A 22,889-nucleotide genomic window follows, 5' to 3' on the forward strand; every position below is an offset into this window, starting at 1 on the left:
CTCGCATCCTCTCACCCAGTGCCTGACCATGATCGATCAGCCTCCGTCCTTGAACTCAGCGCGTCAGGACCTCGACCACGAGGTCCCGAAAGCTGCACGCGCGCGGTTTCTGGAGGTGTTTCTGTCACAGCGCCCGCAAATGGAGGCGCTGGTCAGCCGAAGGGTGGGTTGCCGGGCGACGGCGGCGGACCTGGTGCAGGACTTGTTTCTCAGGTTCTGGCGGCGTCCGCTGCTGCAGGTCGAGGAACTCAACACCTACCTGATGCGCTGCGCTGGCAATATCGCCATTGATCATCTGCGCAATGAAAGCACTCGCGCCCGACTTAGCGACGAGTTGCTGCCTGACGCGCATCGGCCCGAGACTGACGAACCCCAGGCGGCGCTGGAGGCGAGCAATGATCTGCGCCACATCGACGCGGCGTTGCGCGGATTGCCGGAGAAAACCCGGCAGATCTTCCTGCTCAACCGTATCCATGGGCGCAAGTACGCCGAGATCGCCAAGGCCATGGGCCTTTCGCAGAGTGCCGTGGAGAAACACATGATGCGCGCCTTGCAGGCCTGCAAGGCGAGCGTTAATGAGGACGCCGCGCGGGTTGTGCCCATTGGTGGGAAATCCGGGGGCTTACGTCGATGAACGCCGTTTCTGTTCAAAACGCCGATCCGCACACCATGGCGCTGAGCTGGCTCAGTGTGTTGCACAACCAACCGACGGTCGCCGATCAGGCGTGTTTTAGCCGCTGGCTGCACGCCGACCCCGCCCATGCCGAGGCATACGCTCAGGCCCAGGTGCTGTGGGAACTCAGTGAAGAGCCTGCCGCCACCCTGGCCGAAGAGGACGCCGCCGCGCTCGACGCATTGCTGCGGAAGATGGACGCGCCCACGCTGCAACGGCTCCCGCGCTGGGGAGCGGCGCTGGCGATGGCGGCGTGTCTGGTGCTGATGGTGAGCGTCGGGATGGGCTGGAATCCGCAGCGCTGGGCAGAGGATCTGAGCGCCGATTATGTGTCCGCACCGGGGCAGGTCCGGACCGTGGCGCTGGCCGACGGCTCGCAGGTGACGATGGACGCTGACAGCGCGATCGCCGTGCATTTCGATGCGGATGAGCGGCACGTCGAGTTGCGCCGTGGCGCCGCATTCTTTCAGGTCACCCATACCGGCCAGCCGTTTGTAGTCGATGGCGGACGCGGGGAAACCCGGGTGCTGGGCACGCAGTTCGAAGTGCGGTTGCAGCCCGTCGGGGCGCAAGTCACCGTGCTGTCGGGACGCGTTGGCGTAAAGGCGGCCTCCGATGCGCCGCAGCAGATTTTGACGGCCGGTCAGCGGGTCACTTATGACCGCGAACGCACCAGTGATCCGCAGCCTGTCGACAGCGAAAGCCAGTTGGCCTGGCGTCAGGGCTGGCTCAATTATTCCCGCACGCCGCTCGCCGATGTCATCAGCGACCTGAACCGCTATTACCCGGGGCGAATCATGTTGCTCAACGATCAGCTGGCCGCGAAGACCGTCAGCGGCAGCTTTCCCAGCCGCGATCCGCAGGCCGTGCTGGCGGCGTTGAAGTCCGTCATTGGCTTTGAGCAGTACGAAGCGCTCGGGCGCGTGATCGTGATCCGTTGATCACAGGCGAGCTGTTGCGGTGTAGCGCATTCATACGGGGTTGATCGATGTGAGAAGTGGGTATGTCGTTTGGGTTGTAGCGGTCTGGAGCGCGTGCGCTCAGGCAGCCGTGCCGGCCTACGACTTTTCGATCCCGGCCAAACCGCTGCCCCAGGCGCTGAGGGATTTCAGTCGGGTGACAGGGCGGGGCGTGATTTACACCCAGGAAACGCCCTACGCCGTGGATGCCCCGGCGGTGAACGGCTCGTTCAGTGCGGAGCAGGCGTTAGGCGTGCTGTTGAGCACGTCTGGCCTCACCTTCCGCCGTGCCACCGACGACACCTTCACGCTGCAATCCCGCCCCGCCGAGGGCACGGTCACCCTTGGCGCGACGCAGATCGATTCCACACGCAGCGGTGCCTACAGCTATCAGCCGCCTGCTGTGACATCGGTGATGCGCACCGCAACCCCGCGACTGGAAAACCCCCAGGCGGTGAGCGTCGTTCCGGCGCAGGTGTTGAGCGATCAGGCGCCGCGCAACCTCGACGATGCGCTGGCAAACGTGAGCGGCGTGACCCAGGGCAATACCCTCGGCAGCACCCAGGACACGCTGATGAAGCGAGGTTTTGGCGACAACCGCGACGGTTCGATCATGCGCGACGGCATGCCGGTGGTGCAGGGCCGCAACCTGAATGCCACGGCCGAGCGCGTCGAAGTTCTCAAGGGGCCGGCATCGCTGTTGTATGGGATTCAGGACCCGGGCGGGGTCATCAATGTGGTCAGCAAGCGCCCGCAGTTGCAGTCGGCCAACGCCCTCACGGTTCGGGGTTCGAGCTACGGCACAGGCAAAAACGGCAGCGGCGGAACACTTGATAGCACCGGCGCCATTGATGGTGCTGAAGGGGCGTCAACCGGTCTGGCGTATCGCCTGATCGTTGACCACGAAGACGAAGATTACTGGCGCAATTACGGCGTGCACCGTGAGTCGCTGGTGGCGCCATCGCTTGCCTGGTATGGCGATGACACCGAAGTGCTGGCGTCCTACGAGCACCGGGAATTTCTCTCGCCGTTTGATCGCGGAACGGCCATCGATCCGCGCACCAACCGTCCATTGAACATCCCAGCGACCCGGCGTCTGGACGAGCCATTCAACAACATGGAAGGGCGTTCGGACCTGTATCGATTCGAGGTCGACCACACCTTCGACGACAACTGGAAGGGCCACCTCGGCTACAGCTACAACCGCGAGACCTACGACGCCAGCCAGGTGCGCGTGACCGCCGTCGATCCGGCAACCGGGACGCTGACCCGCTCCATCGACGGCACCGGGAGCGCCCTGAGCACCGATCGCTTCACCACCCTCGCCTTGAGCGGCGACACCTCGCTGGCCGGCATGCGGCACGAGCTGCTGATCGGCGTCGATGACGAATACCGCAAGATTGCGCGCGGTGAGTTAATTCGCCAGAAAAGCCTAAGCACGTTCAGCTATTTGAATCCGGTGTATGGCCAGGAAGCGGAGGGTACTCAGGTCAGTGCGGCGGACAGCCATCAGCTCGACATTTTGCGCACTGACTCGGTGTTTGCTCAGGATTCCGTGCACCTCACCGATCGCTGGATTTTCGTCACGGGCGCGCGTTATCAAGTGTTCGATCAGCAGGCAGGCAAAGGCTCGCCGTTCATGCGCAACACCGATTTGAACGGACAAAAGTGGATTCCGCGAGCGGGGCTTGTCTACCGCTACAGCGACGAGCTGTCGTTCTATGGCAGCTACACCGAAGCGTTCAAGCCCAACTCCAGCATCGCCACGCTGGCGGGCGGCACCGTGCTGGATTCGGCGACGCCGCCCGAAGAATCGAAAGCGTGGGAGATGGGTGCCAAGTGGGATTCGTCCGATGGCATCAGTGCGACGCTGGCGCTGTTCGACATCAGAAAGCGTAATGTGCTGGTGGCGAATTTCGACTCGCTGACCGCGGACACGGTGTACACGACGGCGGGCCAGGTGCGCTCGCGGGGTCTGGAACTGGACGTGAGTGGGCAGCTGTCAGAACGCTGGAGCCTGATTGGCGGTTATGCCTTCACTGATGCCTGGGTGGTTGAGGACCCGACATTGAAAGGCAACCGCTTGCAGAACGTGCCCCGGCACAGCGGGTCGGTCTCGGCGGTGTACGACTTTGGCGCTGTGATGGGTGCGGACCGTTTGCGAGCGGGCTTGGGCGGCCATTACGTCGGCGAACGCCCGGGCAATCCGGACAATGATTTTGATCTGCCCGGCTACACCGTCGCCGATGCCTTCGCGACCTACGAAACCCGTCTGGACGGGCAGAAAGTGAAGTTTCAGCTGAACGTGAAGAACCTGTTTGATCGCACCTATTACAGTTCGGCGGTGAGCCGTTATTTCGTGTCGCTGGGGGACTCGCGGCAAGTGGTGATGGCGACGACGCTGGAGTTCTGAAGGTCTTCCCTTTCCGAGGCGAAGTCCTGGCGATTTACGCAAACCCTGTAGGAGTGAGCTTGCTCGCGAAGGCTGTGGTCCGGCCAATAAGCGGTCGGCGGAGGTACTGGCCCCTTCGCGAGCAAGCTCACTCCTACAGTTGATATAGGTTGGGTCAGTTGGAGTGGGTGACACTGAGGAGCATTTACTGAAACGCAGCCCGGTACTCACTCGCCGTTGCGCCGACTGACTGTTTGAACCGGTTGCTGAAATGACTGGCGCTGGCGAAGCCGCATTCCAGGGCGATCTCGCCAAATGGCTTGCGCGTCGAGCGCAGCAGCTCCCGGGCGCGGTTGAGGCGTCGGGCGAGGAGGTATTGGTGGGGTGGCAGGCCGAAGCTTTCGCGGAACATCCGTGCGAAGTGGTATTCCGACAGCGCGCACATGCCCGCCAACTGCCCAAGGCTTAACGGCTCGGCCAGATTCGGCTCGATGAACTCCACTAGCTGACGGCGCAGGTGCGGCGCCAATCCTCCCTTCAAGCGTAACCCTTCGCGCATTCCCACCTGGCGCAGGACCATGTGATCGAGCAGCTCGTGGGCGAGACTGCTGGCGAGCATGCGTTCGCCCGGCTCGCTCCAGTCCATGCGGATCAAACGATGAAAGCGCTCGGCCTGCAGCGAGTCGTCCAGAAACGTGTGTTCCTGCAACGCCAGCTGGCGCGGCTCGCGATCCAGCAGCGTGACGCAATTGAGGGCGAACTGCTCGGGGCTGATGTACAGATGCGCCAGCCGGATTTCCCCGTTCACCACCCACGAAGACTGATGGCCGGCCGGCAGCGTGCAGATCTTGTCAGGGGCGCCTTTCTTGTCTGGCTGATCGCGGCGGAACGTCCCGGTGCCGCCGTCGATGTAGCACGACAGGGTGTGGTGCGTCGGCGCGTGGTAGTTCTGCGCGTCGTGGCGGTTGTTCCACAGCGCCGCCATCACCCCGTCGCCCAGGGGCGCGCATTTCTCCAGCTGCGCGTGGGGCGAGCTGTTCAGGGATTGAAAAACCTGGATGGTTTCGAGTGACGACATGGGGACTCCTCTACGCCTCGCATCCTACTCCGCGCCAAGCCGCCTGCCAGCGGGGCGACGATCAAATGCGCAAGTTTCTGCAAGTGAGCGCAGACCCGCGCCGCCAGACTGAGGCTTCACTGGAGAGCCTGACATGAACATCACGTTGTATCTGCTGACCGTTTTGATCTGGGGCACGACCTGGATCGCCTTGAAACTGCAACTGGGTGAAGTCGCCATCCCGGTGTCGATCGTCTATCGCTTCGGCCTCGCGGCGCTGATCATCTTCGCCCTGTTGTTGGCGACCGGGAAACTGCAGAAGGTCAATCGGCGCGGGCAGCTCATTTGTCTGGCGCAAGGGCTGTGCCTGTTCTGCGTCAACTTCATGTGCTTCTACACCGCCAGCCAGTGGATCCCGACCGGTCTGGTGGCGGTGGTGTTTTCCACTGCGACACTGTGGAACGCGCTCAATGCGCGGATCTTCTTCAAGCAGAAAATCGCGCGCAACGTGTTGATGGGCGGCACTTTGGGGCTGATCGGTCTGGCGTGCCTGTTCTGGCCGGAGCTGGCCGGGCACAGCGCCAGTCGCGAGACCTTGATCGGCCTGGCGCTGACCCTGCTCGGCACGCTGTGTTTCTCGGCGGGGAACATGCTTTCCAGCCTGCAACAGAAGGCCGGACTTCGCCCGCTGACCACCAATGCCTACGGCATGCTGTATGGCGCGACGATGCTGTGCGTGTATTGCGTGCTGAGCGGTACGCCGTTCGCGTTTGAGTGGAACGCGCGGTACATCGGCTCGTTGCTGTACCTGGTAATCCCGGGTTCGGTGATTGGCTTTACGGCTTACCTCACTCTGGTCGGCCGCATGGGCCCGGAGCGCGCGGCGTATTGCACGGTGCTGTTCCCGGTGGTGGCGTTGAATGTGTCGGCGTTTGCCGAAGGCTACCAATGGACCGCCCCCGCGCTGATGGGGCTGGTGCTGGTGATGGCCGGCAACGTGATGGTGTTCAGGAAGCCGAGGGTGGTTGTGCCGGTGGGCGCAAAGCTCGCGTGAGGGAGGCTGAGACCTTTGATCGTTCCCGCGCTCTGCGTGGGAATGCAGCCTGTGACGCTCCGCGTCACCCTGCCCGAATGGCGCGGAGCGCCGGGAGTGGCATTCCCACGGGGACCGTGGGAACGATCATCAATAACTGTGACGCTCAGCCCTTCCAAACCTGCCCATTCACCAGATCCTGCGGCTTCTCGCCCAGCAGCGCGGCGCGCAGGTTGGCGTAGGCGCGGTCGGCCATGGCCTGGCGGGTTTCGTCCGTCGCCGAACCGATGTGGGGCAGCGTCACCGCGTTGCTCAGCGCAAACAGCGGCGATTCAGACAGCGGCTCTTTTTCGTACACGTCCAGACCGGCGCCGCGAATGGTGCCGTCCTGCAGCGCCTTGATCAGCGCCGGTTCGTCGACGATCGGACCGCGGGCGATGTTCACCAGAATCGCGCTCTTCTTCATCAGCGATAGCTCACGGGTGCTGATCAGGTGCGTGGTCTTTTCGCTGAGTGGCACCACCAGACAGACGAAATCCGACTCAGCCAGCAACTGATCCAGCGTACGGAATTGCGCGCCCAGTTCCTGCTCGATGGCGGTCTTGCGGCTGTTGCCGCTGTAGAGGACGGGCATGTTGAAGCCCAGACGACCGCGTCGTGCGACCGCTGCGCCGATGTTGCCCATGCCCACGATGCCCAGCGTCTTGCCGTACACATCAGTGCCAAAGTGCGGTGCTTCGATGCTGCGCTTCCAGTTGCCGGCCTTGGTGTAAGCGTCCAGTTCGGCGACGCGGCGGGCGCTGCTCATGATCAACGAGAAGCCCAGATCGGCCGTGCTTTCCGTCAGCACGTCGGGGGTATTGGTCAGCATGATCCCGCGTTCAGTGAGGTAGCCGACGTCGTAGTTGTCGTAGCCGACCGAAATGCTCGACACCACTTCCAGCTGCTTCGCATTCTCCAGTTGCTCACGGCCCAGCTTGCGACCGGCGCCAATCATGCCGTGGCTGTGGGGCAGGGCTTCGTTGAACTGCGCGTTCAGATCACCCTTTTTCGGGTCGGGGATGATCACGTTGAAATCTTGCTGCAGGCGCTCGGCCATTTCCGGGGACACGCGGCTGAAGGCAAGGACGGTCTTTTTCATCGGATAGCTTCTCTCGGCAGGTCAGAAGGGCAATGCGTAGCACGCTAACATTCTTGCCGAGGGATTGGCAGGGTTCCGCCGTAACGCTCACGTGATGACTAAACCGTCTCCGGCAACACATGGGTCTGCAGGTCCGCTTCATGGGCGGCCATGATTTCCGGCAGGGACCCGCGCAGGTACTCGACCCAGGTTTTGATCTTCGCATCCAGGTACTGCCGCGACGGGTAGATCGCGTACAGGTTCAGCTCGTGGGAGCGGTACTGGGGCAGTACTCGCACCAGCGAGCCATTACGCAAACCCTCGATCGCCGAGTAGATCGGCAGAATCCCGATGCCCATGCCGCTGCTGATCGCTGCCTGCATGGCGTCGGCCGAATTCACCAGAAACGGCGAGTTGCCGATGGTCACGGTTTCCTGACCTTCCGGGCCGTCGAACGCCCACTTTTCCAGCGGGAACACCGGGCTGACCAGACGCAGGCAGGCGTGATTGAGCAAGTCGGCCGGCCGGTGCGCCATGCCGAACGCCTTGATGTAGGCCGGAGAGGCGCAAACGATGCTGTAGGTGATGCCCAGTCGCTGGGACACAAAGCCCGAATCCGGCAGCTCGCTGGCGAGAACGATGGACACGTCGTAACCCTCTTCGAGCAGATCCGGGACGCGGTTGGTCATGGTCAGGTCGAACGACACGTCCGGGTGATTGCGCCGGTAGCGGGCAATCGCGTCGATGACGTAATGCTGGCCGACGCCGGTCATCGAATGGACTTTCAGCTGCCCGGCCGGCCGCGCATGGGCGTCGCTGGCTTCGGCTTCCGCTTCTTCCACGTAACCGAGGATCTGCTCGCAACGCAGCAGGTAACGCTTGCCCGCTTCAGTCAGGGCGATGCGGCGCGTGGTGCGGTTCAGGAGTCGGGTTTGCAGGTGGGCTTCGAGGTTGGAGACAGCGCGCGAAACGTTTGCGGTGGTGGTGTCCAATTGAGCGGCAGCAGCGGTGAAGCTGCCCGCCTGCGCCACGCAAGTGAAGGCGCGCATGTTTTGCAGAGTGTCCATTGGCCGTTCTCAGGTGAGATAGCAAATTGTGACATGAAGTAACTGATCCATGTCAGCCATACCAAAGGATTATCTCCTGTTCGGTAACAAAGATTCGCAGAAGTCCCGGCTTATCGCCGGACTAGACGCCCCCTAGAATCGCCGCATCATCGATTCCCCCTCCATTCAGGTAATTGCAGCAGTGCCGCGTCGTCTCGTCAGAGGGCTCAAGCCCCTCAGTGTGTGGGCTTTAACGTTACTCATCAGCGGCTGCATCGGAACTGGCGGAATCGCCCCACAAGGCACAGCGTTGTCCCCCGACGCGCTGGCCACCGACGACGCCATCAAGGCGGCCGACACAGACGCCCACTGGCCGGCCGGTCAGTGGTGGCGGGCCTATGGCGACGAACAACTCAATCGCTGGATCGAACTGGCCGCACTCGGCAGCCCCAGCCTGGCGATTGCTGCCGCGCGGGTGCGTCAGGCCAAGGCCATGGCGGGCATCGCGGAATCGGCGGAATCCCTGCACATCTCCGGCGACAGCACGCTGAAACGCCACAACTGGCCGACGGATCAGTTCTACGGTCCGGGTGAGCTGTCGAACACCAGCACGTGGGACAACAACGCGTCGCTGGGCCTGAGTTATTCCCTTGATCTGTGGGGCCAGGAGAGCAACCACTCCGAACAGGCGCTGGACATGGCGCACATGAGTGCGGCTCAGGAGCGTCAGGCGCAACTGGAATTGCAGGACAACATCGTCCGCGCGTACATCCAGTTGTCCCTCAACTACGCCCAGCGTGACATTGCCCAAGCCACACTCGCGCAACAGCAGCAGATCGTTGATCTGGCCCAGCGTCGCTTGAAGGGCGGCATTGGCACCCATTTCGAAGTCAGCCAGGCCGAAGCCCCGTTGCCCGAAACCCATCGTCAGATTGACGCGCTGGACGAGGCAATTGCCCTGAGCCGCAATCAGATCGCGGCGCTGGCGGGCAAAGGCCCAGGCGAGGGCGCACGTCTTCAGCGCCCTACGCTGTCGCTGGAGGCCGCATTGAAATTGCCCTCGGCGTTGCCTGCCGAACTGCTCGGGCAGCGTCCGGACGTGGTGGCCAGTCGCTGGCGGGTGGCGGCACAGGCGCGGGGCATTGATGTGGCCCATGCCGGGTTTTATCCGAACGTCGATCTGATGGGCAGCCTCGGTTACATGGCCACCGGCGGCGGCATGCTGGAATTCCTCGCCGGCAAGAAATTCAATTACAGCGTGGGCCCGGCGATCACGTTGCCGATCTTCGACGGCGGGCGTTTGCGTTCGGAGCTGGGTGTGGCGTCAGCGGGTTATGACGAAGCCGTCGCGCAGTACAACCAGACCCTGGTGATGGCGCTGAAGAGCATTTCCGATCAATTGATTCGCCGCGAGTCGATGGAAAAGCAGCAACAGTTCGCCGATCAATCGGTAGCCGCCGCGCAGAAAACCTACGACATCGCGATGGTCGCCTATAAACGCGGCCTGACCGATTACCTCAATGTGCTCAACGCGCAGACGCTGTTGTTTCATCAGCAGCAGGTGCAGCAACACGTCCAGGCCGAACGCCTGACGGTGCACGCGGAGTTGGTGGTGGCGCTGGGGGGAGGGTTGATGGCGGGCAATGATTCGCCTGCGCCGGAAAGGACCGCTGCGCCGAAAACGCCGGTGTCGCTGGCGGTGTTCGATAAATGACGCGCTTTGGCAGGGCCTGGCGATGAACGCCGCTTTTGACTGGCTCAAATCCCTCGAATGGCGGCGCGGCCTGAACGATTGGGCGCGCAGCGATGGCGTGACGTGGATCTACATCGGCAAGGTGCTGACCGCGGCCTTCCTCACCTACTGGATCGCCATGCGCCTGGAACTGCCGCAGCCGCGCACGGCCATGATCACCGTGTTCATCGTCATGCAGCCCCAGAGCGGTCAGGTGTTTGCCAAGAGTTTCTACCGCTTGCTCGGCACGCTCGCCGGGTCAGTAGTGATGGTCACGTTGATGGCGCTGTTCGCGCAAAACAGCGAGCTGTTCCTCGGCAGTCTGGCGATCTGGGTCGGCTTCTGCTGCGCCGGGGCCGCGCGCTATCGCAACTTCCGCGCCTATGGTTTTGTGCTGGCCGGCTACACCGCCGCAATGACTGGGCTGCCCGCGCTCGCTCACCCCGATACCTCATTTATGGCGGCCATGTGGCGGGTGCTGGAAATCTCCCTCGGCATCGTCTGCTCCACTTTGGTCAGCGCTGCAATCCTGCCGCAAAGCGCCGGCGCGGCGATGCGCAACACCATGTATCAGCGCTTTGGCACCTTCGCCCAGTTCGTCATCACCGGCCTGCGCGGCGAGAGCGATCCGGCGTCGTTCGAGGCCAGCAACGTGCGCTTCATCGCCGATGCCGTGGGGCTCGAAGGGTTGCGCGCGGTCACGGTGTTCGAAGACCCGCACATGCGCCGTCGCAACGGCCGATTGAATCGCCTGAACAGCGAATTCATGACCATCACCACGCGCTTCAACGCCCTGCATCAATTGCTGGAACGCTTGCGTCGACGCGGTGTGACACCGGCCGTTCAGGCCATCGAGCCCGGCCTGACTGCGCTGACAGGATTGCTAGAGCCTTTCGCCGGTCGCGCGCTGACCAACGCCGACGCCGCGCTGCTCGCCAATCGCTTGAGCGTGTACAAGGCCGACTTGCCCGAGCACGTGCGCAGCCTGCGCGCCGAGTTCGTCAAGACCGAGCCCGGCGACGATGACCTGCTGGATTTCCATACCGCTTACGAATTGCTGTATCGCTTCGTCGATGACATGCACGACTACGCCCAGACCCACGCTTCCCTGGCCGATCACCGCCATGCGCGGGAGAAGTGGGTCGAGCCGTTCGTCTCCACCACCAGTTGGCTGTCTTCGCTGGCCTCCGGCGTGCGCGCGACCTTTATTCTCGCGGTCATGTCGGTGTATTGGGTGGCGACGGCCTGGCCGAGCGGTGCCTCGATGACCCTGGTGTCCGCCGCGACGGTGGCGCTTTCCGCGACGACACCGAACCCGAGGCGCATGTCGTTTCAGATGGCGTGCGGGACCTTTTTGGGGGCGGTGCTGGGGTTTTTCATCACCTTTTTCGTGCTGCCGCGCATCGACGGTTTCCCCCTGTTGTGCATGGTGCTGGCGCCGGTGTTCGTGCTCGGCACGTTCCTGACCACACGGCCGCAGTGGGTGGGATATGGGCTGGGGCTGCTGATTTTCTTCAGCATCGGTTCGGCGCCGGACAACCTTACGGTCTACAACCCGTACGCGTTCATCAACGACTACATCGCCATGGTCCTCGGCATGCTGCTGTGCGCGGCGGCGGGGGCGATCATTCTGCCGCCGAACAGTCGCTGGCTGTGGCAGCGGCTGGAAGGCAATCTGCGTCAGCAAGTCAGTTTCGCCATCAGCGCGCCGCTGCGCGGAATCCGTTCCAGCTTCGAAAGCCGCACCCGTGACCTGATGCATCAGGCCTATGGCCTGGCCGCCGGCAAACCGGAAGTGCAACGCAATTTGCTGCGCTGGATGTTCGTGGTGCTGGAAATCGGCCACGCGATCATCGAGTTGCGCCGCGAGCAGGACATTCTGCCGGTGCACCCGAGTTACGCCGAATCGCAACCCTGGCGGCAGGCGATTCGTGCCATGGGCCGCTCGCTGATTCGCCTGTTCATCCAGCCTGATCGCCACAACCTGGCGCGCAGCCTGTCGGCCGTCGATCACGCCATCGTCTGCGTGCAGAATACCGACGAGCCCTTCGCGCCACACTTCGACACCTCGGCATTGCGCCGGGTGAAAAGCTACCTGCACTTCATCCGCACCTGCCTGCTGGACCCGCAATCGCCGCTCGCGGGCGCTGCGTCAGAGCAGGCGTCTGTGGCCTCGCCCCAAGGACAACTCAATGCCTCGTGAACTCGCCTTCCACGGCGTGTACATGCCGACCGTGACCGTCATGTTTCTGGTCGCGATGGTGCTTTCCTGGGCGCTGGACCGCTTCATGTCCGGGCTCGACCTGTACCGTTTTTTCTGGCATCCGGCGCTGCTGCGTCTGAGCCTGTTCAGCTGCATTTTCGGCGCCATGGCGCTCACTGTTTACCGTTGAGGCACGTTGGTTGAGATGAAAAAGCTCTTCAGTCTGATCGCGACTTTGTTGATTCTGGCCCTGGCCATCTGGATCGGCCGGCTGCTGTGGATTCATTACATGGACACGCCGTGGACCCGCGACGGCCGGGTGCGCGCCGACGTGATCAACGTCGCCGCCGATGTCAGCGGCGTGGTGATCGATGTGCCGGTGAAGGACAACCAGCCGGTGAAAAAAGGTGACCTGCTGATGCAGATCGACCCTGAGCACTATCAGCTGGCGGTGAAGCAGGCCGAGGCCATGGTGGCGTCACGCAAGGCGACGTGGGAGATGCGCAAGGTCAACGCCAATCGGCGCAAGGACATGGACGCCCTGGTGATCTCCGCCGAAAGCCGCGAAGACGCCAGCAACGTCGCCACCTCTGCCCAGGCGGATTACCAGTTGGCGGTTGCGCAGCTCGAAGCCGCGCAGTTGAACCTGCAACGCACCAAAGTGCTGGCGGCGGTGGACGGCTACGTCACCAACCTCAACGTGCATCGCGGCGACTACGCGCGCATCGGCGAAGCGAAGATGGCCGTGGTCGACAGGAATTCGTTCTGGGTGTACGGCTTCTTCGAAGAGACCAAGCTGCCCCACGTCAGGATCGGCGATCCGGCGGACATGCAGTTGATGAGCGGTGAAGTCATGAAGGGCCACGTCGAGAGCATCGCCCGCGCCATCTACGATCGTGATAACCCGGAGAGCCGCGAGCTGATCGCCGACGTCAACCCGACGTTCAACTGGGTACGACTGGCCCAGCGCGTGCCCGTGCGCATTCACCTGGATCACGTGCCGGAAGGGGTTGTGCTGGCGGCGGGGATCACCTGCACGGTGATTGTGAATCCCGTAGTCGAGCCGTAACGCAGAGGGCAAGGTATGACGGGTATCTCCCTGAATGATTGAGCTCCTGTGGGAGTGAGCTTGCTCACGAAGACGGCGTTTCAGGCGCTAAAGATGTAGCGGATGTTCCGCCCTCTTCGCTAGCAAGCTCGCTCCCACGAGTTCCATGACCGCAGGTTCATCTGCGGTGGCCGTCAATGGCGCTTATCCAGCTTGAAGCGTTTGCTCAGAATCCACTCCAGCAAGACCTTGGGCAGCAAGCGCTCCATGAGCGGCAGCGCGCGGCTGCCATTGCCGGATCGCAGCAGACGCGGTGGATGGCTGCGTTGCACGGCGTTGAGCACGTCGCGGGCAAAATCGGCGGCGGGTGTCGGATTGCCCTGGGACGCATTGGCCCTCGCGCGGATGCCTTCACGCCACGGCCACCACGGCGAATCCTGGTGAATCACTTGCTCGGCCTCGTGGCTGGCGTTTTGCGCGAAATGAGTGTCGATGGCGCCTGGCTGGACTTCCATCACCCGGATGCCGAAAGGCGCCAGCTCCATGCGTAAAGCGTCGGTCATGGCATGGACAGCGGCCTTTGAAGCGCAATATGCCCCCGCGAACGGCGTCACCAGCACGCCCGAAACGCTGCCGATGTTCACCACCAACCCCTTGTTGCGACGCAGCATTGGAAACAGCGCGCGCGTCACGCCAACCATGGAAAATACATTGGTTTCGAACTGTCTGCGCATGGCCTCGACACCACCATCCAGTAGCGGGCCAATGCCACCGTAGCCTGCGTTGTTGACTAGCACATCGAGCCCTTTGCCGTGTTGATCAAGCTCGCAGACCAGCAGATCAATCGCTGCGCTGTCATTGACGTCCAAGGCCACGGCACGAAAACCTGCAGCGGTCAGTGCTTCCACATCGGCCGGCTTGCGTGCCGTCGTCCAGACCTCATGGCCTGCCGCTTTGAAGGCATCCGCCATGGCGCGGCCGATGCCGCTGGAACAACCGGTGATCAACACCACAGACATGGTTCAGTCCTTGAAAAAAGAGAAGGGCGGCGCTCAGCCGGAGAACGTGCCTTGCAGGCGTTCGGCGCGAAACTCCAGGGTCTGCGGCCGATAACCCGGACGCAGCGGCGGCATCGGCAAGCAATCTTGCCACTGACTGCCGGGCAACAAATCGCCCGGTCCCCGGTAGCGCGGTGCGGTGTAGGTGTCTTCGGCCAGATTCACGGTATCGCCCGGCGCGTAGGCCGCGATCTTCCAGCGCAGTTCGGTAAGCGAGACCTTATTGCCGTTATCGATCAGCACCAGCAACGGGCGGCCCGTCGGGCACTGTTGCGGCGCATAGTTCACGCGCATTTGCAGGCGCTCAAGGCGCTGCTCATCGCGGCTGTCCTCCCAGACCACAAACGCCGCCACCACACCCAGCCCGACTGCCGCCGCCAGAGAAACAGGCAGGGCTTTGGAGGGATAGCGGAGGAGCAGGACCAGCCAGGTGAACAGGAGTACGGCGCCGAAAATCATCGTGTCGATCTCGCGATTGCAGATGCGGGCATCGTACCGAAAGGGGAGGGGATTGGGCTAATGGTGGTTCGTCTGATTCAAGGTCGCACAGGTATGAAAGCCCACAAAAAAGCCCCCGAAAACCCTCTGCGGATGGGGAATACGCAGAGGATTGACGGGGGCTAGTACTACTCGGTGAAGCGGTATTAACGCGCGATGGTCTGGGTCTTCACGCCGGCTTCGATGCCCGGGGTGGAGCGGCCGTAGACGTCTTCGAAACGCTCGATGTCGTCTTCGCCCAGGTAGCTGCCCGATTGGACTTCGATGATTTCCAACGGGATTTTGCCCGGGTTGCGCAGGCGGTGAACCGAGGCGATCGGGATGTAGGTCGACTGGTTCTCGGTCAGCAGGAACACGTTGTCGTCGCAGGTGACCTGAGCGGTACCCGATACAACGATCCAGTGTTCAGCGCGGTGGTGATGCATCTGCAGCGACAGGCTGGCGCCCGGCTTGACGGAAATGCGCTTGACCTGGAAACGGCCGCCCATGTCCACGGAGTCGTACGAGCCCCATGGGCGATAGACTTCGAGGTGGTTCTGGGTTTCGCTGCGGCCTTGCTCGTTCAGCGTGTTGACCAGTTGCTTGACGCCCTGAACCTTGTCTTTGTGGACGATCATCATGGCGTCTTTGGTTTCGACGACAACGACGTTGTCCAAGCCGATCACGGTCACCAGTTTGCCGTTGCCCTGAATCATGCAGTTGCGGCTGTCCTGAATAACGACATCGCCTTTGGCAACGTTGCCGTTTTCATCTTTGGCGCTCACGTCCCACAGGGAAGACCAGCAGCCGACATCGCTCCATCCCGCATCGAGTGGAACCACGCAGGCGCGCTGGGTTTTTTCCATGACGGCGTAGTCGATGGAGTTGTCAGGGCAGCAGGCGAAGCTCGCCTCGTCCAGAGAGATACTGTCGCCGTCCTGCTTGCTGCGCTCGAGGGTCAGCAGGCAGTTGTCGTAGATATCCGGATCGTGCTTTTTCAGCTCTTCCAGGTAACGGCTGGCGCGGAACAGGAACATGCCGCTGTTCCAGTAGTAACCGCCGGCCTGGACGAATTCCTGGGCGCGTTGTTCATCAGGCTTCTCAACGAAGTGCTGCACGCGGCTGACGCCTTCCGGCAGCAGGGCGTCGGCGGTGGACTTGATGTAGCCGTAGCCGGTTTCAGGCTTGGTCGCCGGGATACCGAACAGCACCATTTCGCCACGCTCTGCAGCAACGGTGGCCAGGGCCAGCGCACGTTGCAGGGCTTTCTGATCGTCGATCACGTGGTCGGCTGGCAGCACCAGCATCAACTCGTCACGACCTTCGTTGGCCAGCATCATCGCGGTGATGGCAACGGCAGGCGCAGTGTTGCGACCAAACGGTTCCATGATCACGGCCTGAGTTTCCAGACCCAGTGCATTGAGCTGCTCGGTGACGATGAAGCGGTGATCCTTGTTGCACACCACGACAGGGTGCTGCATGCCGTCGAACTGCAGGCGCTCGACGGTCTGTTGGAACAGAGTGTGTTCGCCGGTCAGCGCCAGGAACTGTTTAGGAAACTGTTTACGCGAAAGAGGCCAGAGTCGGGAACCGCTACCACCTGACAAGATCACTGGAATCATTTTGTTTCTCCGTTAAGCAAAAATCGTTCGAATGGGCTGTAGGTCTTTTCGGTCTTTCTGGTTTTTGTCTTGCATCGCCCGGCGTCCTCTTGGCTGTCTGCTTGCTCCGCAGTGCCTGACGCCGAACGCTTAATCCCGTAAATCCGTGGCAGCGCGCGGTTGATCACGCGCGCTGCCGGCGGCCTCTCGGCCAGATTCAACGCTTACTGAGTGCCCGTCGGGCGCTTGACCCAGACTGGCGACAGGCTGCTGCCGCTGCCGGTGACGTAGAGAACGGCGGCTTCACCGCGCTCCAGTGCAACCGGCTTCAGGTCGGCCACTTTCTTGTCGCCGTCGAACAGCGCGAAGCTGACTTTGACCGGGTTGATTTCACGCTCGCCGGTGCCCTTGGCAGACACAGCCTTGACCACGTCGGTCTTGCCGTCAGCGGTTTTCAGGGTCAGTGACTTGTCACTCAGGTTCTGTACGCGAACCAGGGACTTCTGCTTGTTCTTGAACGGAGGCTCTTCAACCAGCTGCGGCGCACCCGAAGTGTTGTTGACGATGGTGTAGTAGTGGTCGCTGGCCAGTTTCACCGGCAGGGACTGGCTGCCGACTTTGGCGGTGTAGTCGCCCTGAGGCATGAAGCCGAAGTCACTGCTGGCCAATGGGCCGATTTCGTTGAGGCTGGTGTTGCCGACGCTGGCGGAGATTTCGCTGCTGCTGGCGTTGTAAACACGCACGAAGGTCGAGCCTTTTGGTGCGGTCGGGCCGTACAGCGCGGCGTCGCCACCGGCGAATGCGGAAAGGGATACGAAGCCCAGGCTCGCGGCCAGCACGCAGGTTTTCAGCAGGTTGGTTTTGCTCGAACGAACTGGCATTGGGTTCTGCGAAGTCATAGTCAAAGAGTCCTCTCAGTTTTGCGCCCGGGTGGGCGACTTGGAGTTGTTGGCGTTGTCCGCCAGATTCTGTTGGGGGTCACGGGCCTTTTTGAGTTCAGCGATCCACTGTGGGTCGAACTCGGTCAGGTCGTTGTGAGCGGGCAGGTAGCGTTCCGGGAATTCCCAGATCAGCACCTGCGGGGGGCTGCTTTTGAAGGCGTCGGTCTGCAGGTACTTGAGCATCGGCAGGATCGGGCCATGGCCGTCTTCGGCGTAATTCACGACGTCTGCGTGCAGGGCCTGTTTGAGCGCACCGGCGAAGTTCCAGTTGGGGTTGGCGCTGTAGCTGGTGCCAACCAGGCCGACCGCAACCGAATTGTCAGCGAACAGGGCGTCATCACTTTCGGCGCCAGCTTCAGCCGGGTTGGTGCTGCGCTGTTGCAGGTCGTCCGGCTTGGGCAGCAGGTTGCTGAACAGCGGATCCAGCGGCAGGAAGTTGGTCAGATCGCCCTTGTAGGGTTCGGTCGTCTTGGCTTCAGTGACGAAGTTCTGCGGTTCAACGTTCAGCGGCAGCTGCTTGCTGATCACGTCACCCAACTGCTGGGCAACGATTTCCGCGCCCATCGGCGTCCAGTGAGTGTCGGTGCGCAGGAACACCTGGCCCTTCTCTTTGGCGCTTTGCAGCGGCGTGAGCAGATCAGGGGCGAGGATGCCGGCCTGATTAACCTGAGCGTGGAACTGCTGATACAGATCGGTGTGCAGCGTGGCCGGTTTGTTGTCACCGACGTGCTCCGGGTACAGACGCGTCTTCGCCGGAATGATCGCCAGCACCAGCTGCGTGCCTTGCTTTTTCAGGGTGTCACGCACGCCCTGAATGATCGCCAGGTTGTCTGCTTCGTTCTGCTCGCCGTTGGCAACGGCGTCGAATTCTTCGTCGGTGTACAGCCACTGGTCCTTGCCCAGGATCACGCCCGGACGACCTTCGTTGAACACCTTGTAGTCCAGCGCTGCCCAGAGGTTGGTGCCCAGACGCTTGATCGGGAATTCTTCGTCGTAGTGGGTTTCCACCGCTTTGGTCCAGTGACCATTGAGCACGGTGGTCTCCTTCGACGTCGAGAAACCGATGAAGCTGCGCAGCGACCACAGGCCCAGCACCAGCAGAATCGCCAGGAACAGGAAGATGTAGAGGAAACGTAATGAACGGGTCATGTCAGGCTCCTCAGAACTGGAAGTAAAGGAACGGCGAGAAACTGGCCGCCGAGAGTTTCAGGATCGATGCAACGAACATCAGCAGGACCAGGGCGCGCATGACATAGCGCGACCAGTCGACGGTCCAGTAGGCAGGCTGAACCTGCGCTTCGGTGCCGACGATGTAACCCGGTTGATGGATGCTGCCCGGCTTGTCGCCCGGCACGGCCTTGATCAGGCCGGGCTCGGCAGCGGCAGGGCCATCGGCCTGCACGGGCTTGTCGGTCGGCTTGCCCGGTGCACGGTTGCGGTAGAAATCACGCAGGCCGAAGAAGGCGAGGGTGATGTAAGCCACAACCAGGGTCGCTACCTGCAGGCCGGTGAGGCTGGCGCGGTTGAGTTCCGACAGGCCGAGATCGCTGAAGCTGAACATGGCGCCATACATACGAGCGGCAACGTGCAGGTTTTCCGAGCGGAAGATGACCCAGCCCATGACCACCAGCAGGAAGGTGAACGCCCAGCGAACGACGTTGAAGGTGCGCGGCGCGGTGTTCAGGCCGATGGCTTTTTCGATCGCCAGCCACACACCGTGCCAGGCACCCCAGACGATGTACGTGATGTTGGCGCCGTGCCACAGACCACCCAGCAGCATGGTCAGAAACAGGTTGCGGTAGGTCGCCACCTTGCCGCCGCGGTTGCCGCCCAGCGTGATGTACAGATAGTCACGCAGCCAGGTCGACAGGCTGATGTGCCAGCGACGCCAGAATTCGGTGATCGACTGGCTGATGTAGGGCTGTTTGAAGTTTTCCATGAAGCGGAAACCCATCATCAGGCCCAGGCCGATGGCCATGTCGCTGTAGCCGGAGAAGTCGAAGTACAGCTGCGCGGTATACGCCAGCGCGCCGAGCCATGCGTCACCCGTGGTCGGGTTCTGCAGGGCGAAGCAATGATCGGCGACCACTGCCAGCGTGTCGGCAATGAATACCTTCTTGATGAAACCCTGCATGAACCGCGTGCAGCCCTCGGAGAACTTGTCGAGGGTGTGCGTGCGGTTGTTGAACTGATCGACCAGGTCGCGGAAACGCAGAACCGGCCCTGCGATCAGGTGCGGGAAGATCGCCACGAACGCTGCAAAGTCGATGAGATTTCGCGTCGCCGGCGTGTCGCCACGGTAGACGTCAATGATGTAGCTGATGGACTCGAAGATGTAGAACGAGATACCGATCGGCAGCAACACGTGGGTGAGGATGAAGGGCTCAAGGCCGATCGACGTCATCATCGCGTTAATGCTGTCCACGCCGAAGTTGGCGTACTTGAAATAGCCAAGGATGCCCAGGTCGACCACCACGCCGAGCAGCAGCCAACGCTGAGCCGGTTTGGTTCTGACCCCGGCGGCGCCTACGCGCAGGCCGATCCAGTAGTTCCACAGCGTCACACCTGCGAACAGCGCCAGAAAGTCCACTCGCCACCACGCGTAAAACACGTAGCTGGCGACCAGCAGCAGCAGGTTGCGATAGCGTTGCCCGCTCAGGTAGTACAAGCCGAGAAATACCGGCAAGAACAGGAACAGGAACACGTTGGATGAGAAAACCATCCTTTATCTCTCCATTTGTCCAACTTCAAAGGCCGAAGCCCCCCCAAACCCCCCACGAAAAATGGAGGGGTGAAACATGCATCCGCCGACTCCCCGCAGGAGTGAGCTTGCTCGCGATACGTCAGTCCGGTTGATGCCGCTCTGACTGATACATCGCTATCGCGAGCAAGCTCACGCCTACAGTGGGTTCGCGGTGGATCACACCACGGCGAACACTGCTGGAGCCTTTGCTCTTACGAACCGCCCTTGTCACCCTTTTCATGAGTCGGGTCATAAGTGCGGGTCAGGTCGCCGCCGAGGCGGAAGTTCTTGAACGGTTGCATCTTGTGTTTCTGTTCAAGCACGTCCGGGCCGCAGTCATACAGCGAGCAGTACGGTTCCAGCCAGGCGAATTTCATGTCGGTCTTCAGGTCCGTCATGTCCTGCTTTTCGCCATCGCGGGCGGCGAATTCGCTGCCGGAGTTCTTCACGCCAGCCAGCACGCGATCACCCAGACGCTTGAGCGCACCGTTGTTTTCCTGACGCAAATCGACACCGTTGGCCTGGGCGAAACTCGCGATCATGGCCAGAGGCGGAAGTGCGTAGTTGTGGTACGCCAGCGCACGCTGTTTGCGCTTGAGCTCGTTCGGCAGGAAACCTTGCGGGTCAACCTGATTGGCGCCGATCTTGAATTCCTTCACTGCCCAGTCAAACAGGTCTTGGCGATTGGTCGCGACTGCCGTGGACATCACGGCCCAGGCGGCCCAGTAGGAGTGGTTGTTAGTCTTGTCGAGCGGCAGATTGTTCCAGTCGCTGACGACGTGGTCCGCCAGTTTGCTGAACCAGGCCTCAATCACCTGCGATTCCTGCTGGCGGGTGGCCAGAGGATGAGACTCGGAGAACTTCAGGCGCAGATAGGCGGACGACATGCTGCCCAATGCCCATTTGCGCATCGACTTGCCGGTGTGGTTGAAGTCGGTGGACTCCAGCGCATCGGCCTTGGCCCAGGTGGTCAGCATGTTCAGCGCGCAATCGAGCTGTTCCGGGCGACCGTCACGCATGTACTGCATCACCACCTTGCTGGTGGCGCGCTCCATGGTGGTGATGTCTTTGGTCGCATCACGAAAAGCCTGATCGGAGACCATATTCAGCGTCGCGCGGGCTTTGTCCGAGCCTTCGTATTTGCTGCGAAACTGCAACGGACCGGTGTAGGGCTGCGGAATGGAGTCACAGCTGAACTTGCCCTGGCCCGTCTTGAATTTCTCGACACCTTCGTAATAGCCCTGCGGCGGCACGAGCGTCGATGCAGCGCTGGCGCCGGTGGCGAACAGTGCCGAGGACATCATTGCCAGCGACAGAAGGGTAGGGAGCATCAGTTTTGGAGTGTGCATAAGAGCCTCATAACCCGGCTTGCGCGGTTTGATGCGCGACATTCGGGAACACGTTGCGTTTGCATACTTTCGCTTCGACCTGCTGTGGCGCAGCGCCCGCTTCCGGACCCTGCACTTCCAGTGCGAGCAATTGCTGGTCAGCCCAGTCTTTGTCATCGCGCAGTTCGAAGGAGAAGCGCCCGTCGGTTTCAGATGTTTCAGGTTTCTCGATCTTCAAGTCTTCGTGGCGACCGTTCATGTACCAGAGGCGCGCCTGAAGGGTTTTCACCGAGTTGTCGGCGAACTTGATGTCGATCTGATTACTGCCGTTGCGCACATCCTTGATGCCGTTTTTGCCGTTGACCAGCAACTCGTTGATCCCTGGTTTGAGGGTGGTGCTGGTGCTCATGATTGCCGGTTTGCCTTCACAGCCGTTGTCCAGCAGCGACATCATCTGGCGATAGATGGTCTCCTGATCCAGGCGGTAAAGCGGCGAGAATTCCCAGATGAGAATCTTCGGTGGGTGTTTCTGGAAGTCTTCGCTGCCCAGGTACTGCAGCATCGAACCCTCAAGGCCGCCGCCCGGGAAGGCGACGTTCAGCACATCAGCACCAATGTATTCCTGCAAAAAGCCGGCAAAGTTGTAGTTCTTGCCGCTGTGACTGGTACCGACCAGCGTGATCTCCGGATTGCCGGAGTCACCAAACAGGTCGCCGTCGGCTGCTTCGCCTTTGGGTTCCGTCTCGAACTGGTCCATGTACTGGATGGCGTAACTCGTGCCGCACAATTGACCGGCCATGTTGTGAAGAGTGCCCTTCTTGCCCATGCGACCTGACAGGTGGGTCTCGAACTCACGGCGCGGAACACTGGCGAAGGCCTGCATTTTCTTCACGGAATCAGCGACGATTTTTGCTGTGCGCTGAGCGCCATACGGCGTCCAGTGCTGGTCACCGCGGAAGTAGAAATCATGGGCCTGTTGCTCGTTGGTCAACGGCGACAGGTCCGGCACGGTGTAGCCCATCTTCGCGAAACGACCGAGCATGGCCTGGTAGTTGCGCAGCGCGGTGTTGTAGTCGAACTTGTCGCGCTCGGCCGGGAACAGCTTGTTGCGATCCACCAGCCCGCGGGTTGGCTGATACACGACGACCAGCTCTACACCCTTGCTCTTGAAGGCGTCGTGAAGCATTTGCATGCGGCGATAGCCTTCAGGCGTGGTGTCGAATTCGGTGCGCAGATCTTCGCGGGTCCGGAACAACCAGTCGCCCTGGGCCTGAACCAGCGTGGTGAAGTTCTGCTGGTAGCGGCTGACGTAGTTTTTTTCGTCGTGCGCTTCAGGGCACAGACTGCAGCAAGGCTCGGCCGTGAAGGTCGGGGCTGTAGTGTCCGCTGCATACGCGCCATTGCTGGCGGCGAACAGTGCAGCGGTCAGGCCCGAGAGGCTGAGCAGTTTGATCAAATGTGCGTGCATAGAAATATCT

The 22,889-nt window shown here is 61.6% G+C and carries 19 protein-coding genes; 8 read left to right on the plus strand and 11 right to left on the minus strand.

What is annotated here, in order from left to right; all coding sequences use genetic code 11:
- Nucleotides 1–28 precede the first annotated feature (28 nt).
- The 3 genes from AC07RO_RS00590 (at nt 29) to AC07RO_RS00600 (ending at nt 4,045) form a co-directional block, all read left to right on the plus strand.
- Nucleotides 29–634 (plus strand): RNA polymerase sigma factor, encoded by a 606-nt coding sequence (locus tag AC07RO_RS00590; RefSeq protein WP_495085043.1) that lies wholly within the window; start codon nt 29–31, stop codon nt 632–634.
- Nucleotides 631–1,614, plus strand: a complete 984-nt coding sequence (locus AC07RO_RS00595; RefSeq protein ID WP_495085044.1) for a FecR family protein — start codon at nt 631–633, stop codon at nt 1,612–1,614. Before AC07RO_RS00590 ends, AC07RO_RS00595 begins: the two co-directional genes overlap by 4 nt.
- A 109-nt stretch (nt 1,615–1,723) precedes the next feature.
- Nucleotides 1,724–4,045 (plus strand): TonB-dependent siderophore receptor, encoded by a 2,322-nt coding sequence (locus AC07RO_RS00600; RefSeq protein ID WP_495085045.1) that lies wholly within the window; start codon nt 1,724–1,726, stop codon nt 4,043–4,045.
- Between the two features lie 184 nt (nt 4,046–4,229).
- Here the strand turns inward: AC07RO_RS00600 and AC07RO_RS00605 are convergent, their stop codons facing one another.
- Complete coding sequence (locus AC07RO_RS00605; RefSeq protein ID WP_495085046.1) at nt 4,230–5,102, minus strand: helix-turn-helix domain-containing protein; 873 nt, start codon at nt 5,100–5,102, stop codon at nt 4,230–4,232.
- A 133-nt stretch (nt 5,103–5,235) separates the two neighbouring features.
- Here AC07RO_RS00605 and AC07RO_RS00610 point away from each other — a divergent pair, with 133 nt between their 5' ends.
- Nucleotides 5,236–6,135 (plus strand): DMT family transporter, encoded by a 900-nt coding sequence (locus AC07RO_RS00610; RefSeq protein ID WP_495085047.1) that lies wholly within the window; start codon nt 5,236–5,238, stop codon nt 6,133–6,135.
- A 145-nt stretch (nt 6,136–6,280) separates the two neighbouring features.
- On the opposite strand, the gene AC07RO_RS00615 is transcribed toward AC07RO_RS00610, so the two are convergent.
- The gene (locus AC07RO_RS00615) at nt 6,281–7,255 is read right to left on the minus strand and encodes a 2-hydroxyacid dehydrogenase (RefSeq protein WP_495085048.1); all 975 of its coding nucleotides are present in this window, start codon (nt 7,253–7,255) and stop codon (nt 6,281–6,283) included.
- Between the two features lie 98 nt (nt 7,256–7,353).
- Nucleotides 7,354–8,301 carry a LysR family transcriptional regulator gene (locus AC07RO_RS00620; protein WP_133772022.1) on the minus strand — a complete coding sequence of 316 codons (948 nt, stop codon included), beginning with the start codon at nt 8,299–8,301 and terminating at the stop codon, nt 7,354–7,356.
- Between the two features lie 181 nt (nt 8,302–8,482).
- Here AC07RO_RS00620 and AC07RO_RS00625 point away from each other — a divergent pair, with 181 nt between their 5' ends.
- From AC07RO_RS00625 to AC07RO_RS00640, 4 genes are read left to right on the plus strand one after another with little or no spacing between them, the layout of a single operon-like run.
- A complete protein-coding gene (locus tag AC07RO_RS00625; RefSeq protein ID WP_495085049.1) occupies nt 8,483–9,994 on the plus strand; it encodes an efflux transporter outer membrane subunit in 1,512 nt (503 codons plus the stop codon).
- Between the two features lie 22 nt (nt 9,995–10,016).
- Nucleotides 10,017–12,215 carry an FUSC family protein gene (locus tag AC07RO_RS00630; RefSeq protein WP_495085050.1) on the plus strand — a complete coding sequence of 733 codons (2,199 nt, stop codon included), beginning with the start codon at nt 10,017–10,019 and terminating at the stop codon, nt 12,213–12,215.
- The gene (locus tag AC07RO_RS00635; protein WP_065991906.1) at nt 12,205–12,405 is read left to right on the plus strand and encodes a DUF1656 domain-containing protein; all 201 of its coding nucleotides are present in this window, start codon (nt 12,205–12,207) and stop codon (nt 12,403–12,405) included. The genes AC07RO_RS00630 and AC07RO_RS00635 overlap by 11 nt, the downstream gene beginning before the upstream one ends.
- Before the next feature lie 15 nt (nt 12,406–12,420).
- Nucleotides 12,421–13,284 (plus strand): efflux RND transporter periplasmic adaptor subunit, encoded by an 864-nt coding sequence (locus AC07RO_RS00640; RefSeq protein ID WP_122622548.1) that lies wholly within the window; start codon nt 12,421–12,423, stop codon nt 13,282–13,284.
- A 173-nt stretch (nt 13,285–13,457) separates the two neighbouring features.
- Here AC07RO_RS00640 and AC07RO_RS00645 read toward each other — a convergent pair whose 3' ends face one another.
- The 8 genes from AC07RO_RS00645 to AC07RO_RS00680 form a co-directional block, all read right to left on the minus strand.
- Entirely contained in the window at nt 13,458–14,282 is an 825-nt protein-coding gene (locus AC07RO_RS00645; protein WP_495085051.1) for an SDR family oxidoreductase, read from the minus strand.
- Nucleotides 14,283–14,315: 33 nt separating this feature from the next.
- Nucleotides 14,316–14,780: a multidrug transporter gene (locus AC07RO_RS00650; protein WP_282373218.1), complete on the minus strand. Its 465-nt coding sequence runs from the start codon at nt 14,778–14,780 to the stop codon at nt 14,316–14,318.
- 185 nt (nt 14,781–14,965) lie between these two features.
- Complete coding sequence (locus AC07RO_RS00655; RefSeq protein ID WP_192171841.1) at nt 14,966–16,420, minus strand: mannose-1-phosphate guanylyltransferase/mannose-6-phosphate isomerase; 1,455 nt, start codon at nt 16,418–16,420, stop codon at nt 14,966–14,968.
- Between the two features lie 203 nt (nt 16,421–16,623).
- Complete coding sequence (locus tag AC07RO_RS00660) at nt 16,624–17,280, minus strand: alginate O-acetyltransferase AlgF (protein ID WP_205487279.1); 657 nt, start codon at nt 17,278–17,280, stop codon at nt 16,624–16,626.
- A gap of 33 nt (nt 17,281–17,313) precedes the next feature.
- Nucleotides 17,314–18,489, minus strand: a complete 1,176-nt coding sequence (locus tag AC07RO_RS00665) for an alginate O-acetyltransferase (RefSeq protein WP_282373683.1) — start codon at nt 18,487–18,489, stop codon at nt 17,314–17,316.
- A gap of 10 nt (nt 18,490–18,499) precedes the next feature.
- Complete coding sequence (locus tag AC07RO_RS00670; protein ID WP_495085052.1) at nt 18,500–20,062, minus strand: MBOAT family O-acyltransferase; 1,563 nt, start codon at nt 20,060–20,062, stop codon at nt 18,500–18,502.
- 233 nt (nt 20,063–20,295) lie between these two features.
- Entirely contained in the window at nt 20,296–21,432 is a 1,137-nt protein-coding gene (locus tag AC07RO_RS00675) for a mannuronate-specific alginate lyase (protein ID WP_192171838.1), read from the minus strand.
- Nucleotides 21,433–21,439: 7 nt separating this feature from the next.
- Entirely contained in the window at nt 21,440–22,879 is a 1,440-nt protein-coding gene (locus AC07RO_RS00680) for an alginate O-acetyltransferase (protein ID WP_495085053.1), read from the minus strand.
- Nucleotides 22,880–22,889: the final 10 nt, after the last annotated feature.

This window comes from Pseudomonas sp. GW821-FHT07F05 (assembly GCF_059418765.1).

What these genes read in the sequence shown, in the direction of transcription:
- AC07RO_RS00630 (WP_495085050.1), top strand. Translation starts at nt 10,017, where the DNA reads ATGAACGCCGCTTTTGACTGGCTCAAATCCCTCGAATGGCGGCGCGGC.
- AC07RO_RS00650 (WP_282373218.1), bottom strand. Translation starts at nt 14,780, where the DNA reads ATGATTTTCGGCGCCGTACTCCTGTTCACCTGGCTGGTCCTGCTCCTC.
- AC07RO_RS00615 (WP_495085048.1), bottom strand. Translation starts at nt 7,255, where the DNA reads ATGAAAAAGACCGTCCTTGCCTTCAGCCGCGTGTCCCCGGAAATGGCC.
- AC07RO_RS00660 (WP_205487279.1), bottom strand. Translation starts at nt 17,280, where the DNA reads ATGCCAGTTCGTTCGAGCAAAACCAACCTGCTGAAAACCTGCGTGCTG.
- AC07RO_RS00590 (WP_495085043.1), top strand. Translation starts at nt 29, where the DNA reads ATGATCGATCAGCCTCCGTCCTTGAACTCAGCGCGTCAGGACCTCGAC.
- AC07RO_RS00670 (WP_495085052.1), bottom strand. Translation starts at nt 20,062, where the DNA reads ATGGTTTTCTCATCCAACGTGTTCCTGTTCCTGTTCTTGCCGGTATTT.
- AC07RO_RS00605 (WP_495085046.1), bottom strand. Translation starts at nt 5,102, where the DNA reads ATGTCGTCACTCGAAACCATCCAGGTTTTTCAATCCCTGAACAGCTCG.
- AC07RO_RS00675 (WP_192171838.1), bottom strand. Translation starts at nt 21,432, where the DNA reads ATGCACACTCCAAAACTGATGCTCCCTACCCTTCTGTCGCTGGCAATG.
- AC07RO_RS00635 (WP_065991906.1), top strand. Translation starts at nt 12,205, where the DNA reads ATGCCTCGTGAACTCGCCTTCCACGGCGTGTACATGCCGACCGTGACC.
- AC07RO_RS00620 (WP_133772022.1), bottom strand. Translation starts at nt 8,301, where the DNA reads ATGGACACTCTGCAAAACATGCGCGCCTTCACTTGCGTGGCGCAGGCG.
- AC07RO_RS00665 (WP_282373683.1), bottom strand. Translation starts at nt 18,489, where the DNA reads ATGACCCGTTCATTACGTTTCCTCTACATCTTCCTGTTCCTGGCGATT.
- AC07RO_RS00640 (WP_122622548.1), top strand. Translation starts at nt 12,421, where the DNA reads ATGAAAAAGCTCTTCAGTCTGATCGCGACTTTGTTGATTCTGGCCCTG.
- AC07RO_RS00655 (WP_192171841.1), bottom strand. Translation starts at nt 16,420, where the DNA reads ATGATTCCAGTGATCTTGTCAGGTGGTAGCGGTTCCCGACTCTGGCCT.
- AC07RO_RS00680 (WP_495085053.1), bottom strand. Translation starts at nt 22,879, where the DNA reads ATGCACGCACATTTGATCAAACTGCTCAGCCTCTCGGGCCTGACCGCT.
- AC07RO_RS00645 (WP_495085051.1), bottom strand. Translation starts at nt 14,282, where the DNA reads ATGTCTGTGGTGTTGATCACCGGTTGTTCCAGCGGCATCGGCCGCGCC.
- AC07RO_RS00595 (WP_495085044.1), top strand. Translation starts at nt 631, where the DNA reads ATGAACGCCGTTTCTGTTCAAAACGCCGATCCGCACACCATGGCGCTG.
- AC07RO_RS00610 (WP_495085047.1), top strand. Translation starts at nt 5,236, where the DNA reads ATGAACATCACGTTGTATCTGCTGACCGTTTTGATCTGGGGCACGACC.